The 13,088-nt window shown below is 68.2% G+C and carries 13 protein-coding genes; 1 reads left to right on the top strand and 12 read right to left on the bottom strand.

Annotation, left to right across the window (positions count from 1 at the left end; translation table 11 throughout):
• Nucleotides 1-108: 108 nt before the first annotated feature.
• The 12 genes from lipA to ACTWJ5_RS04260 all read right to left on the bottom strand — a co-directional run bounded on the left by lipA (nt 109) and on the right by ACTWJ5_RS04260 (nt 11,382).
• On the bottom strand, nt 109-1,092 hold the full coding sequence (lipA, locus tag ACTWJ5_RS04315) for a lipoyl synthase (protein WP_074981957.1): 984 nt from the start codon (nt 1,090-1,092) through the stop codon (nt 109-111).
• Nucleotides 1,089-1,751, bottom strand: coding sequence for a lipoyl(octanoyl) transferase LipB (gene lipB / locus ACTWJ5_RS04310; RefSeq protein WP_261746991.1), 663 nt, complete (start codon nt 1,749-1,751; stop codon nt 1,089-1,091). Before lipB ends, lipA begins: the two co-directional genes overlap by 4 nt.
• Nucleotides 1,751-2,041 carry a DUF493 domain-containing protein gene (locus tag ACTWJ5_RS04305; RefSeq protein WP_444437526.1) on the bottom strand — a complete coding sequence of 97 codons (291 nt, stop codon included), beginning with the start codon at nt 2,039-2,041 and terminating at the stop codon, nt 1,751-1,753. Before ACTWJ5_RS04305 ends, lipB begins: the two co-directional genes overlap by 1 nt.
• 196 nt (nt 2,042-2,237) lie before the next feature.
• The gene (locus ACTWJ5_RS04300) at nt 2,238-3,398 is read right to left on the bottom strand and encodes a D-alanyl-D-alanine carboxypeptidase family protein (RefSeq protein ID WP_253408805.1); all 1,161 of its coding nucleotides are present in this window, start codon (nt 3,396-3,398) and stop codon (nt 2,238-2,240) included.
• Nucleotides 3,399-3,487: 89 nt separating this feature from the next.
• Entirely contained in the window at nt 3,488-4,519 is a 1,032-nt protein-coding gene (locus ACTWJ5_RS04295) for a septal ring lytic transglycosylase RlpA family protein (RefSeq protein ID WP_061560640.1), read from the bottom strand.
• Nucleotides 4,516-5,538 (bottom strand): lytic murein transglycosylase B, encoded by a 1,023-nt coding sequence (gene mltB / locus ACTWJ5_RS04290; RefSeq protein ID WP_099049029.1) that lies wholly within the window; start codon nt 5,536-5,538, stop codon nt 4,516-4,518. The genes ACTWJ5_RS04295 and mltB overlap by 4 nt, the downstream gene beginning before the upstream one ends.
• A 21-nt stretch (nt 5,539-5,559) precedes the next feature.
• Entirely contained in the window at nt 5,560-6,663 is a 1,104-nt protein-coding gene (gene rodA, locus ACTWJ5_RS04285; protein ID WP_099049098.1) for a rod shape-determining protein RodA, read from the bottom strand.
• Between the two features lie 50 nt (nt 6,664-6,713).
• Entirely contained in the window at nt 6,714-8,600 is a 1,887-nt protein-coding gene (gene mrdA, locus ACTWJ5_RS04280; protein WP_249917891.1) for a penicillin-binding protein 2, read from the bottom strand.
• Between the two features lie 15 nt (nt 8,601-8,615).
• On the bottom strand, nt 8,616-9,083 hold the full coding sequence (rlmH, locus tag ACTWJ5_RS04275) for a 23S rRNA (pseudouridine(1915)-N(3))-methyltransferase RlmH (RefSeq protein ID WP_009617293.1): 468 nt from the start codon (nt 9,081-9,083) through the stop codon (nt 8,616-8,618).
• Nucleotides 9,084-9,089: 6 nt separating this feature from the next.
• On the bottom strand, nt 9,090-9,443 hold the full coding sequence (gene rsfS, locus ACTWJ5_RS04270) for a ribosome silencing factor (RefSeq protein WP_009617292.1): 354 nt from the start codon (nt 9,441-9,443) through the stop codon (nt 9,090-9,092).
• A gap of 11 nt (nt 9,444-9,454) precedes the next feature.
• On the bottom strand, nt 9,455-10,117 hold the full coding sequence (gene nadD, locus ACTWJ5_RS04265) for a nicotinate-nucleotide adenylyltransferase (protein WP_249917892.1): 663 nt from the start codon (nt 10,115-10,117) through the stop codon (nt 9,455-9,457).
• Entirely contained in the window at nt 10,117-11,382 is a 1,266-nt protein-coding gene (locus ACTWJ5_RS04260; RefSeq protein WP_249917893.1) for a glutamate-5-semialdehyde dehydrogenase, read from the bottom strand. Before ACTWJ5_RS04260 ends, nadD begins: the two co-directional genes overlap by 1 nt.
• A gap of 318 nt (nt 11,383-11,700) precedes the next feature.
• Between ACTWJ5_RS04260 and ACTWJ5_RS04255 the strand changes: the two genes are divergently transcribed.
• Nucleotides 11,701-12,927: an alpha/beta fold hydrolase gene (locus tag ACTWJ5_RS04255; protein ID WP_444437525.1), complete on the top strand. Its 1,227-nt coding sequence runs from the start codon at nt 11,701-11,703 to the stop codon at nt 12,925-12,927.
• The last annotated feature ends 161 nt before the right edge of the window (nt 12,928-13,088 follow it).

The following is a 13,088-nucleotide window of genomic DNA, read 5'->3' as shown; positions in this document are numbered from 1 at the left end:
CGGTCCGTGGGTATGGCGCGGAGGGGAAAGAGAGGTGCCGCAGGGAGGGGAAAATTCGCAGGATGAACGGCCGGCCCCTTGCGGGCCGGCCGGGGTATCGGGCGCCGGTCAGCCGATCTTGCCGCCGTGGGCCTGCTGGTCGGCGTGGTACGAGGAGCGCACCAGCGGGCCGGAAGCGACGTTCTTGAAGCCCATCTTCGCGCCTTCCTCGGCGAACCAGGCGAAGGTGTCCGGATGGACGAAGCGCTGCACCGGCAGGTGGTTGCGCGAGGGCTGCAGGTACTGGCCGAGGGTGAGCATGTCGATCTCGTGCTCGCGCATGCGCTGCATGACCTCGATGACCTCGTCGTCGGTCTCGCCCAGGCCGAGCATCAGGCCGGACTTGGTCGGCACGTGGGGCACCAGTTGCTTGAACTTCTGCAGCAGGTCCAGCGACCACTCGAAGTCCGAGCCCGGGCGCGAGGACTTGTACAGCCGCGGCACGGTTTCCAGGTTGTGGTTGAACACGTCCGGCGGCTCGGCGGCGGTGATTTCCAGGGCGATGTCCATGCGTCCGCGGTAGTCCGGGACCAGGGTCTCCAGCTGGATGCCGGGGGACAGCTTGCGGATCTCGCGCAGGCAGTCGGCGAAGTGCTGGGCGCCGCCGTCGCGCAGGTCGTCGCGGTCCACCGAGGTGATCACCACGTACTTCAGGCGCAGGTCGGCGATGGCGATGGCCAGGTTGGTCGGCTCGTCCACGTCCAGCGGCTTCGGCCGGCCGTGGCCGACGTCGCAGAACGGGCAGCGGCGGGTGCAGATGTCGCCCATGATCATGAAAGTGGCGGTGCCGCCGGAGAAGCACTCGCCCAGGTTCGGGCAGGAGGCCTCTTCGCACACGCTGTGCAGCTTGTGCTTGCGCAGCAGTTGCTTGATGCGGTCCACCTCGGGCGAGACCGGGATGCGCACGCGGATCCAGTCGGGTTTCTTCGGCAGTTCCTCGGTGGGGATGATCTTCACCGGAATGCGCGCCACCTTCTCGGCGCCGCGCAGTTTCACGCCGACTTCCACCTTGCCCGGCTTGCCTTGGCCCGGGGTCTCCACAACAGTGCTCATCTCAGTTCGATCCCGCCCGTTAGGGTCTTCTGTTCAGCGTAGCCAAGACGCTCGGTGAGTTCGCCGCGCAGGCGTTCGCGCACCTCGGCCAGGGTGATGGGGCCGGCCAGCTCGCGCAGCTGGGTCATGGCCATGCCTGCGTAGCCGCAGGGATTGATACGACGGAAAGGCTCCAGGTCCATGTCGACGTTCAGCGCCAGGCCATGGAAGGACCGGCCGTTGCGGATGCGCAGGCCGAGGGAGGCGATCTTCGCGCCGTCCACGTAGACGCCCGGGGCGTCGGGTTTGGACACGGCGCTGACGCCGAAGCCCTCGAGCAGGCCGATCAGGCTCTGTTCGATGCGCGTGACCAGCTCGCGCACGCCCAGGTGCGAGCGGCGCACGTCGAGCAGCAGGTAGGCCACCAGTTGGCCGGGGCCGTGGTAGGTCACCTGGCCGCCGCGGTCCACCTTGACCACCGGGATGTCGCCGGGCATCAGCACGTGTTCGGCCTTGCCGGCCTGGCCCTGGGTGAATACCCGCTGGTGCTCCAGCAGCCAGACTTCGTCGGGCGTGCTCTCGTCACGCTCGGCGGTGAAGCGCTGCATGGCGTGCCAGGTCGGCTCGTAGGGCAACACGCCGAGCTCGCGGAAGCCCAGGGAAGGACCGGCCTCGGGCATCACAGCACCATGTGCACGCGGCCGCTGGCGCGCAGGTCGCTATGGATGTTCTGCAGCTGGTCGACGCCGGTGGCGGTGATCAGCACCTGCACCGAGAGGAAGCGACCGTTGCGGCTGTCGCGGCTCACCAGGGTGGCGACGTCCAGGTCCGGCGCGTGGCGCTGGATGATCTCCACGATCAGGTCGGCGAAGCCGTCGCCGGCGTCACCGATCACCTTGATCGGGTAGCGTTCGCAGGGGAACTCGATCTTGGGCGCGGGGGGAGTGCTGGTATCAGTGGTTTCAGTCATGGCTGTCGCGGGCGGGTAGCCCGCCTCCGTACGAAGCTCCCGGGTCGGGAGGTTCCGGATGGATCGGACCTGACGGCTGCCGACGCCACGGGGGAGGTCGATCAGGCGCAGGCGCGCATTTTACCTGAGTCGGGCGCGCGCATGCGTAGAAATTCCCGGGCTTGTATACAAAAGTACGAGCCCGGGGGACCGTCGGTCAGTTGAACAGGCCGTAGAAGAACAGGCGGATGCTATCCCACAGGCGGCGGAAGATACCCCCCTCCTCCACGGCGTTCAGAGCCACCAGATCGGAGGTGCGCACGACCTTGTCGCCCAGCTTCACTTCCACCTTGCCGATCACCTGGCCCTGCTGGATCGGGGCCATCAGCTGCGGCTGCAGCACCATGTTGGCCTGCAGCTGCTTGAGCTGGCCGCGCGGCACGGTCATGGTCAGGTCTTCGGACAGGCCGGCCTTGACCTCGTGCTCGGAGCCCTTCCAGACCAGGGCCTTGGTCAGCTCGGCACCCTTCTTGTAGAAGGTCTGCGATTCGAAGAAGCGGAAGCCGTAGGTCAGCAGCTTCTGCGTCTCGGCGGCGCGGGCCTGCTCGCTGTTGGTGCCGAACACCACGGCGATCATGCGCTGGCCGTCACGCACGGCGGAGGCCACCAGGCAGTAGCCGGCTTCCTCAGTGTGGCCGGTCTTCAGACCGTCGACGGTCTTGTCTCGCCACAGCAGCAGGTTGCGGTTGGGCTGCTTGATGTTGTTCCAGAGGAATTCCTTCTGGGCGTAGATGGCGTAGTGGGTCGGCTCGCCATAGATGATGGCGCGAGCCAGCAGCGCCATGTCGTGGGCCGAGGAGTAGTGCTCCGGGTTCGGCAGGCCGGTGGCGTCCATGAAGTGGGAGTTGGTCATGCCCAGCTTCTGCGCGGTGTTGTTCATCATATCGGCGAAGGCGTCCTCGCTGCCGGCGATGTGCTCGGCGAGGGCGACGGAGGCGTCGTTGCCCGACTGGATGATGATGCCGTGCAGCAGGTCGCTGACCGACACCTGCGAGCCCAGCTTGATGAACATGCGCGAGCCGCCGGTGCGCCAGGCGTGCTCGCTGACGGTGACCTGGTCGCTCTCGGCGATGCGCCCGCCCTCGATCTCCTTGGTGGCGATGTAGGCGGTCATCAGCTTGGTCAGGCTGGCCGGGGGCAGGCGCTCGTCGGCGTTGTTCTCCACCAGGACCTGGCCGCTGGCGCCATCCATCAGCACCCAGGCCTTGGCTGCCAGCTGCGGCGCGGCGGGGACAACGGATTCAGCCGCCCAGCCGGCCACGGGGGCGCTGAGCAACACGAGCATGGACAGGCGTTTGGCGATGGTGATGATGTTCATCCGTCTCTCTGGGTTCACTAATGGTCAAACAATCCCTTGGGGGAATTCCCGGGCGGCCTCTGGCGTGCCGCTTCATCGGTGCGCCGCGTTCAGTCCGGGCGCACCAGCTTGGGTTGGCCGAGGTTGGCCAGGCGGATGCTGTCCTGCATCCGCGCCGCTTCATCCTGCGTTCCGATCGGCCCCAGGCGTACCCGGTGCAGGGTCTGCTTGTTGACCACGACCGAGCTGATAAAGACCTGGGCCGAGGTCATGCCGCTGATCTTGTCCCTGAGCAGTTCCGCAGCGTCCGGGTTGGCGAAGGCACCCACCTGGAGATACAGGCCAGCGGCTGGTAATGAAGCGTTTTTTTTTGAGTCGACCTGCACCGGCGCCACGGGCGCGGCGTGCTGCGCCGGCGGCGGGGTGTAGACCTCGATCGGCTGGGCCATGGCCACCGCCTGGGGCTGTGCGCCGGCCGCCGGGGCGCTCTGCACCGGCGCCATCTTCGGCTGCGCCAGGACCATCGGCACCGGGCGCCCCTGGGCGGCCCACCAGCGCTGCGGGTCGATGCCCTCGACCTTGACCCGCGCGGTGCCGGTCTCGGCATAGCCGAGCTTCTTGGCCGCGGCGAAGGACAGGTCGATGACGCGGTCGGAATAGAACGGGCCGCGGTCGTTGACGCGGACGATGACGCTCTTGCCATTGTCCAGGTTGGTCACCCGCACGTAGCTGGGCAGCGGCAGCGTCTTGTGCGCCGCGGTCATGCCGTAGAGGTCGTACATCTCGCCGTTGGCGGTGGCCTGGCCGTGGAACTTGGTGCCGTACCAGGACGCCGTGCCGGTCACGCTGTAGGCGCGCGCGTCGTTCAGCGGGTAGTAGGTCTTGCCCAGCACGGTGTAGGGGTTGTTCTTGAACGGGCCGTTGTGCGGCATCGGCACGGCATCGGGGATGCGCGACACGTCGACGTCCCACCAGGGGGCGCCGTCGCGGTGCGGCCGGTTGTAGTCCATCGGCCCGGAAAGGCCGCCGCTTTTCGCCGGTTGCGGAGCCCGGGAGCTGGTGCAGCTGGCGAGCAGCACGGCGCTCAGGCCGAAACACGCCGCCGCCGACCAGAAGCCCGGTCGCTTCAGTCGCTGGTTCACTGGACACCTCGCGCCCGGACGATCTCGCCGGCCAGCTGATGGACCGCCATGGCGTACATGGCGCTGCGGTTGTAGCGGGTGATCACGTAGAAGTTGGGCAGCCCGACCCAGTATTCGGGGCCGTCGGCGCCTTCGAAGCGGATGGCGGTGACCTTGAGGTCGTCGCGCAGCACGTCATGGGTGCGCCAGCCCGCGGCGCGCAGCTGGCCGAGGCTCATCTGCGGCTCCAGGCCCTGGGTGATGGCGTCCTGGGCGCTGTCCATGCTCAGCTCGGCCTGCGACACCACCGGCTCGCCGGCCTGCCAGCCATGCTGCTTGAAGTAGCTGGCGACGCTGCCGATGGCGTCGGTCGGGTCGGTCCAGATGTTGATGTGGCCGTCGCCGTCGAAGTCCACGGCGTAGGCGCGGAAGCTGCTGGGCATGAACTGCGGCAGGCCCATGGCGCCGGCGTAGGAGCCGTTCAGGCCGAGCGGGTCGACCTGCTGCTCGCGGGCCAGCAGGAGGAACTGCTTGAGCTCCTTGCGGAAGAAGTCGGCGCGCGGCGGGTAGTCGAAGGCCAGGGTGGACAGCGCGTCCATCACCCGGTAGTTGCCGGTGTTGCGGCCGAAGAAGGTCTCGACGCCGATGATCGCCACTATGTACTGGGCCGGCACGCCGTAGTCCTTTTCCGCGCGGGCCAGGGCCTCGGCGTTCTGGTTCCAGAACTCCACGCCGCGCTTGATGCGCGCGTCGGTGAGGAAGATCGGCCGGTAGTCCTTCCACGGCTTGACGCGCTCGGCGGGCCGGGAAATGGCGTCGAGGATCGACTGCTTGCGTTCGACGTCCTGGAACAGCGAAAGCAGCTGCTCGTCGGCGAAGCCGTAGTCGCGGGTCATCTCGCCGACGAACTGGGCGACCTGGGGCGAGCCGTCGTAGTCGCCCGCCTGGGCGGCGCCGCCGAAGCCGATGGCCCCTGCCAGCCCCACCCAATGGACACCCCTGACTGCCCACTCGCGCAGTATCTGCATTCCTTTCTTCACTCTGGTCTCAACGTTTCTTCTTCAAACCTGGGCGATCCATTTCCGGTGCGTATGAATCGACATCAAAACCCCGAACCCTGACATCAGCGTCACCAGCGAAGTTCCGCCGTAGCTGATGAAGGGAAGCGGAACCCCCACGACCGGCAGCAACCCGCTGACCATACCAATGTTGACGAACACGTACACGAAGAAGGTCATGGTGATGCTGCCGGCCAGCAGCTTGCCATACAGCGTCTGCGCCTGCGCGGTGATCACCAGCCCGCGGTAGATCACCATCAGGTACAGGGCCAGCAGCAGGCATACCCCCACCAGGCCGAACTCTTCGCCGAGCACGGCAATGATAAAGTCCGTATGGCTTTCCGGCAAAAAATCCAGGTGCGACTGGGTGCCCAGCAGCCAGCCCTTGCCGAATACGCCGCCGGAACCGATGGCCGCTTTTGACTGGATGATGTTCCAGCCGGTGCCCAGCGGATCGCTTTCCGGGTCGAGGAAGGTCAGCACGCGCTGCTTCTGGTAATCGTGCATGACGAAGAACCACATGGCCACCGCCACCGGCACCGCCGCGGTCACCGCGCCGAGGATCCAGCGCCACTGCAGGCCGCCGACGAACAGCACGAAGGCGCCGGAGGCCAGCACCAGCATGGCGGTGCCCAGGTCCGGCTGCTTGAGGATCAGCACGAAGGGCACGCCGATCAGCGCCAGGCTGATCGCCAGGTGCTTGAGATTCGGCGGCAGGTTGCGCTTGGACATGTACCAGGCCAGCGTCATGGGCATGAACAGCTTCATGAACTCGGCGGGCTGGAAGCGGATCACCCCGGGGATGTTGATCCAGCGCGTGGCGCCCATGGCGTTGTGGCCCATGACGTCCACCACCACCAGCAGCAGCACCCCGATCAGGTAGCCCAGCGGCACCCAGCGGGCCAGGAAGCGCGGCTCGATCTGGGCGATGACGAACATCATCACCAGGCCCAGGCCGAAGGACGAGGCCTGCTTGAGCAGCAGGTCCCAGCTCTTGCCGCTGGCCGAGTAGAGGACGAACAGGCCGGCCGCGCCCAGCACCAGCAACAGCAGCAGCAGCAGGCCGTCGATGTGCAGCCGCTGCAGCAGGCTGGCGCGCCGCTTCATCACGTCCTCGTTGGACAGCGTGCGGTCGAAGTTGGGGTTCATGTTCATGCTCATGGCTTCGGCGCCTCCGCCACCTGTGGCGCGAATTCGGGCTTGAGCTTGCCGCTCTCGTCCAGCAGCCAGGCATCCATCACCTGCTTGAGCACGGGCGCGGCGACGCCGGAGCCGGACTCGCCGTTCTCCACCATCACCGCCACCGCGATCTGCGGGTTGTCCGCCGGGGCGAAACCGATGAACAGCGCGTGGTCGCGGTTGCGCTCGTTGAGCTTGGAACGGTCGTAGCGCTCGTTCTGCTTGATCGCCACCACCTGCGCGGTACCGGACTTGCCGGCGATGCGGTAGACCGAGGCGGCGCCGACCTTGTGCGCGGTACCGCGGGCATTGTGCACCACTTGCTGCATGTCGGAGTCGATCAGTTCCCAGTTGCCCGGCTCGCGCAGGTCGATGTCGGGCATCGGCTCGGGGTCGACCGGCGGCTGGCCGTCGACGGTCCTGGCCAGGTGCGGGCGGAGCCACTTGCCGTGGTTGGCGATCAGCGCGGTCATCTGCGCCAGCTGCAGCGGCGTGGACTGCATGTAGCCCTGACCGATGCCGAGGATCAGCGTCTCGCCGGGGAACCAGACCTGGCGGCGGGTGGCGCGCTTCCACTCGCGCGAGGGCATCAGCCCCGGAGACTCGCCGTACATGTCCAGGGACACGCGCTGGCCGAAGCCGAAGCGGCTCATGTAGTCGTGCAGCCTGTCGATGCCGAGCTTGTGGGCGAGGTCGTAGAAGTAGGTGTCGTTGGAGCGCATGATCGCCGTCTCCAGGTTCACCCAGCCCTCGCCGGAACGGTTCCAGTTGCGGTACTTGTGGTCGTAGTTGGGCAGCTGGTAGTAGCCGGGGTCGAAGACCCGCGAGCTGGGCGTGACCACTCCTGCATCCAGGCCGGCCAGGGCCACCGCCGGCTTCACCGTCGAGCCCGGCGGGTACAGGCCGCGTAGCACGCGGTTGTACAGCGGGCGGTCGATGGAGTCGCGCAGCGCCGAGTAGTCCTTGAAGCTGATGCCGGTGACGAACAGGTTGGGGTCGTAGCTCGGCTGGCTGACCATCGCCAGCACCTCGCCGGTGGACGGCTGGATCGCCACGATAGCGCCGCGGCGCCCGCCCAGGGCCTCCTCGGCCTTGGCCTGCAGCTTGCTGTCGATGCTCAGGACGATGTCCTTGCCCGGCACCGGGTCGGTGCGCTTGAGCACGCGCAGCACGCGGCCACGGGCGTTGGTCTCGACCTCCTCGTAGCCCACGGTGCCGTGCAGCTCGGCCTCGTAGAACTTCTCCACGCCGGTCTTGCCGATGTGGTGGGTGCCGGAATAGTTGACCGGGTCGAGCACCTTCAGCTCGGCCTCGTTGATCCGCCCGACGTAGCCCACCGAATGGGCGAAGTGCTCGCCCAGCGGGTAGTGACGGACGAACTGCGCGGTGACGTCGATGCCCGGCAGGCGGTACTGGTTCACGGCGATGCGGGCGATCTGCTCCTCGGACAGCTCGAACATGATCGGCACCGGCTCGAACGGCCGCCGGCCCTGCTTCATGCGCTTCTCGAAGATCGCCTTGTCCTCCTCGGTCAGGCCGAGGATCTCCACCAGCGCCTGCAGCTCCTGCTGCAGGTTCTCGGTGCGCTCGCGGGTGACCGTGAGGCTGAAACTGGGGCGGTTGTCGGCGATCAGCACGCCGTTGCGGTCGTAGATCAGGCCGCGGTTCGGCGGGATCGGCTGGACGTGGACGCGGTTGTTCTCCGACAGCGTCGAGTGGTACTCGTACTGGGTGACCTGCAGGTGGTACATGCGCGCCACCAGCACCAGGGCCAGGAGGAAGATCGCCACCGCGCCGACGACGACCCGGCGACGCACCAGGCGGGCGTCCTTCTCGTGGTCCTTGAGTTGTATCGGCTGCGGCATCGGGTACGGCTACGACTACTTGTGGTAGGGGTGCCCGGACAGCACCGTCCAGGCGCGGTAGATCTGCTCGCCCACCAGGATGCGCACCAGCGGGTGCGGCAACGTCAGCGGCGACAGCGACCAGCGCTGCTCGCTGCGCGCACAGACCTCCGGCGCCAGCCCTTCCGGGCCGCCGACCATGAGGTTGACGGTGCGCGCGTCCAGGCGCCAGCGGTCCAGTTCGGCGGCCAGCTGCGGGGTGCTCCAGGGCTTGCCTTCGACTTCCAGGGTCACCACCCGTTCACCGGGCTGCACCTTGGCCAGCATGGCTTCGCCCTCCTGGCGGATCAGCCGGGCCACGTCGGCGTTCTTGCCGCGCGTGTTCAGCGGGATCTCCACCAGTTCCAGGGACAGCTCCGAGGGCAGGCGCTTGACGTACTCCTGCCAGCCCTCCTCGACCCAGCGCGGCATGCGCGAGCCGACCGCGATCAGACGCAGGCGCAAGGGCGCTTACTCGCCGCTGTGATGGGCGCGGCTCTGTTCGGCGCCGAGCCAGAGGCGCTCCAGGTCGTAGAACTGGCGGGTGGCCGGCTGCATGACGTGGACCACGACGTTGCCCAGGTCGATCAGCACCCACTCGCCGCCTTCCTGGCCTTCGCTGCCGATGGGCTTGACGCCCTGTTCCTTGACCTTCTCCAGGACGTTGTCGGCCAGCGACTTGACCTGGCGGCTGGAGGAGCCGGAGGCGATGACCATGACGTCGGTGATGCTGGTCTTGTCGCGCACGTCGAGGACGGTGATGTCCTGCGCTTTCATGTCTTCCAGAGCGGCGACGGCCAGCTCGACCAGTTGTTCGGTTTGCATTGAATGACTCTCTAGTTTGCCAGGGACGCGCGGTACAGCCCGTGCGCCTCGATGTAGTTCAATACCGCGTCCGGCACCAGGAAGCGCGGCGAGCGCCCCTGCGCCAGCAGGGCGCGGATCTGGGTGGCCGACACCGCCAGGGGCGTCTGCCAGATGAAAGTGACCTGCCCGGCCGGCCCGGCGAGGGCGTTGGGGTCGGCCATGCTACGCGCCGCCAGCAGATCGCGCAGGGCTTCCGGCGCCTCCACGTCGGCATCCGGGCGCTGCAGCACCAGCACGTGGCAGTGCTGCAGCAGTTCGTCCCAGCGGTGCCAGGTGGGCAGGCCGCAGAAAGCGTCCCAGCCGACCATAAGGAACAGTTGCGCCTCGCTCCCCAGCTCCGCGCGCAGCGATTCCAGGGTGTCGATGGTGTAGGACGGCTTGTCGCGGGCCAGCTCGCGGGCATCCACCGTCAGGGGCGCGACGCCGGCCACCGCCAGCTCGACCATGGCCAGGCGCTGCTGCGCCGAGACCTGCGGCGTCTCGCGGTGCGGCGGGCGCGCCGCCGGCAGCAGGCGCAGCTCGTCCAGGCCCAGCAGCTCGGCGGTTTCCAGCGCACTGCGCAGGTGCCCGATGTGCACCGGATCGAAGGTGCCGCCGAAGAGGCCGATCCGCCGCGCTTGCCGTTTACTCATCAGGTGCGCACGTGCCCGTCGCCGAAGACCACGTACTTCTCGCTGGTCAGGCCTTCCAGGCCGACCGGGCCGCGGGCGTGCAGCTTGTCGGTGGAGATGCCGATCTCCGCCCCCAGGCCGTACTCAAAGCCGTCGGCGAAGCGCGTCGAGGCGTTGACCATGACCGAAGCCGAGTCCACCTCGGCGAGGAAGCGCCGGGCGTTGCTGAAGTTCTCGCTGACGATGGCGTCGGTGTGCTGCGAGCCGTAGGTGTTGATGTGCTCGATGGCGCTGTCCAGGTCGTCGACGATGCGGATCGACAGGATCGGCGCGTTGTACTCGGTGCGCCAGTCTTCCTCGGTCGCCTCCAGCACGTCGCTGCCCAGCAGCGCGCGGGTGGCGGCGTCGCCGCGCAGCTCCACGCCCTTGTCGCGGTAGATGGCGGCCAGCGGCGGCAACACGCGCGGGGCGATGGCCTTGTGCACCAGCAGGGTTTCCATGGTGTTGCACGGCGCGTAGCGCTGGGTCTTGGCGTTGTCGGCGATGCGGATGGCCTTGTCGAGGTCGGCCGACTCGTCGATGAACACGTGGCAGATGCCGTCCAGATGCTTGATCACCGGCACCTTGGCCTCGCGGCTGATGCGCTCGATCAGGCCCTTGCCGCCGCGCGGGACGATCACGTCGACGTACTCGGGCATGCTGATCAGCGCGCCCACGGCGGCGCGGTCGGTGGTCTCGACCACCTGCACGGCGCTCGCCGGCAGGCCGGCCGCGGCCAGGCCTGCCTGGATGCAGCGGGCGATGGCCTGGTTGGAATGGATGGCCTCGGAGCCGCCGCGCAGGATGGTGGCGTTGCCCGACTTCAGGCACAGGCTGGCGGCGTCGATGGTCACGTTCGGCCGCGACTCGTAGATGATCCCGACCACGCCCAGGGGCACGCGCATCTTGCCGATCTGGATGCCCGAGGGCACGAAGCGCATGTCGCGGATCTCGCCGATGGGGTCGGGCAGCTTGGCCACCTGGCGCAGGCCCTCGATCATGTCGTCGATGCGCGCCGGGGTCAGCGCCAGGCGGTCGAGCATGGCTGGCTCCAGGCCATTGGCCCGGCCGGCGGCCAGGTCCTGCTCGTTGGCGTGGGCGAGCTGCTCGCGGGCAGCGTCCAGGGCATCGGCGGCGGCCAGCAGGGCGGCGTTCTTCTGCGCGGTGGAGGCCCGCGCGAGCACGCGCGAGGCTTCACGGGCGGCGCGGCCCAGGCGGCTCATATAGTCGAGGACGGACTCGGTCATGGTTCGTACGCGTCTGCGTGAGGGAAATGCGCGATTATAGCGACCCCGCCTGCGCCCGCCCAGCCACAGCAGCCAGCCGGTAGACAGGGCGTCCCACCAGTGCGCCGGTAACGCCGCCCGGGCGCCGCGGGCCGCGCCCCGGCCGCGGAACGGTGACACCCGCAACAGCGCGTTGCGATTTCCCCCGCCCGAAGGTTGGGTAAACAAAAGGCCGGCCTCTGTCTACCTTGGAGCCACCCCGCCGCGCAATGCCAGCCGTTCGCCATCCAGCACGCCAGGGAAGAACAACAAGAGGCGGAACACCGCCGGAGATTCGCCATGCGCTACCGCACCGACTACAGCGCCCAGGCCCTCACCGCCGCCCCGGCGGTGCTCGAACTGGACGGCTGGCAACTCCACTACCAGGCCTTCGCCCACCGCGCGGACGACCCGCGCCCGCCGGTGCTGCTGCTCGGCGGCGCCTTCCAGAGCTTCCGCTCCTTCGCCAGCGAAGTCAGCGAGCTGCTCGCCGAGCACCCGGTGATCCTCCTCGACCTGCCCAGCCAGGGCGGCAACCTGCAACTGGCGCCGCAACTGAGCCTGGAAGACCTGGCCGACCTGATCGCCGCCTTCGCCGAGGCGCTGCGCCTGCCGCCGCTGATGCCCATCGGCCTGTCCTACGGCTCGGCCCTGGCCGCCCTCTTCGCCGCCCGCCACCCCGGGCGCTGCGCGCGCCTGCTGCTGGCCGGCATCACCGCCTTCGGCCGCCCCGGCGCCCGCGCGCTACTGGAAGAAGCCCTGGCGCGCCTGGACCTGGGCCAGCACGAAGCCTTCGCCAACGGCGTGCTGACCGGCCTGGTCAACCCGCTGCGCCTGGCCGATACCGGCGTCTCCCCGGTGTTCCGCAAGGCCCTGCTGCGCCAGTTGCAGCGCCTGACACCGGCGGAAGTCGAACGCTACCGGCAGAACAGCCGGCGCCTGCTGGCCTTCGGCGGCTTCGAGCGCCACCCGCAATGCCCGACCCTGGTGCTGGCCGGCGAATACGACCACTTCACCCAGCCCTGGGAGCACGCCGAATTCGCCCTCGCCTGCGCCGACGCGCAGTTCGCCCTGATCCACGACGCCGACCACCTGGCCCAGTTCGAACGCCGCGGCGCCTGCGCCCGGCTGTACACGCCCTTCCTAGACGGCCAGCCGCTGCCGCTCAACGCCGCCGGCAGCACGCGCTTCCAGCGCCAGCAACTGCCGCACCTGGAACGCCGCTTCGAACCGCGCCTGGCGCCACCGCAACCCCACGCCCTGCTGCGCCATGCCGATGGCGGGCAATGGCGCGCCGAACTGATGGAGATCGGCTACTTCGGCGGCCTGGCCCACGCCGACCTGCCGGCCGAACTGCCGCAACGCGGCTGGCGCCTGGCCATCCCCGGCGTGGAAGAACTGGACATCCTCCCTCTGCGCCGCACCACAGACGGTGTCGCCTTCATCTTTCCCCACGGCGATCCCCGCGCCAGCGCCAGCCTGGCGGAGCTGGTGGTGCCGTTGCAGCAAGGGGCCTGCGCGGCCTGAAGCAACGGAACGGCGTATAACCGCGAACGGTTATACGCCCTACACCCAAGGGCGAACCACGATGCCGCCTAGGTTCACCCTCCCCTGTAGGAGCGAGCTTGCTCGCGAACCCTGCCGAACCCACCCTTGGGCAGGATGCGGTTCGCGAGCAAGCTCGCTCC

The organism is Pseudomonas sp. A6 (assembly GCF_052367875.1).
Classification (GTDB): Bacteria; Pseudomonadota; Gammaproteobacteria; order Pseudomonadales; family Pseudomonadaceae; genus Pseudomonas; species Pseudomonas citronellolis.
This window is presented reverse-complemented; position numbering and strand designations above follow the sequence as displayed.

What these genes read in the sequence shown, in the direction of transcription:
- lipA (WP_074981957.1), bottom strand. Translation starts at nt 1,092, where the DNA reads ATGAGCACTGTTGTGGAGACCCCGGGCCAAGGCAAGCCGGGCAAGGTG.
- lipB (WP_261746991.1), bottom strand. Translation starts at nt 1,751, where the DNA reads ATGCCCGAGGCCGGTCCTTCCCTGGGCTTCCGCGAGCTCGGCGTGTTG.
- ACTWJ5_RS04305 (WP_444437526.1), bottom strand. Translation starts at nt 2,041, where the DNA reads ATGACTGAAACCACTGATACCAGCACTCCCCCCGCGCCCAAGATCGAG.
- ACTWJ5_RS04300 (WP_253408805.1), bottom strand. Translation starts at nt 3,398, where the DNA reads ATGAACATCATCACCATCGCCAAACGCCTGTCCATGCTCGTGTTGCTC.
- rodA (WP_099049098.1), bottom strand. Translation starts at nt 6,663, where the DNA reads ATGAAGCGGCGCGCCAGCCTGCTGCAGCGGCTGCACATCGACGGCCTG.
- mrdA (WP_249917891.1), bottom strand. Translation starts at nt 8,600, where the DNA reads ATGCCGCAGCCGATACAACTCAAGGACCACGAGAAGGACGCCCGCCTG.
- rsfS (WP_009617292.1), bottom strand. Translation starts at nt 9,443, where the DNA reads ATGCAAACCGAACAACTGGTCGAGCTGGCCGTCGCCGCTCTGGAAGAC.
- nadD (WP_249917892.1), bottom strand. Translation starts at nt 10,117, where the DNA reads ATGAGTAAACGGCAAGCGCGGCGGATCGGCCTCTTCGGCGGCACCTTC.
- ACTWJ5_RS04260 (WP_249917893.1), bottom strand. Translation starts at nt 11,382, where the DNA reads ATGACCGAGTCCGTCCTCGACTATATGAGCCGCCTGGGCCGCGCCGCC.
- ACTWJ5_RS04255 (WP_444437525.1), top strand. Translation starts at nt 11,701, where the DNA reads ATGCGCTACCGCACCGACTACAGCGCCCAGGCCCTCACCGCCGCCCCG.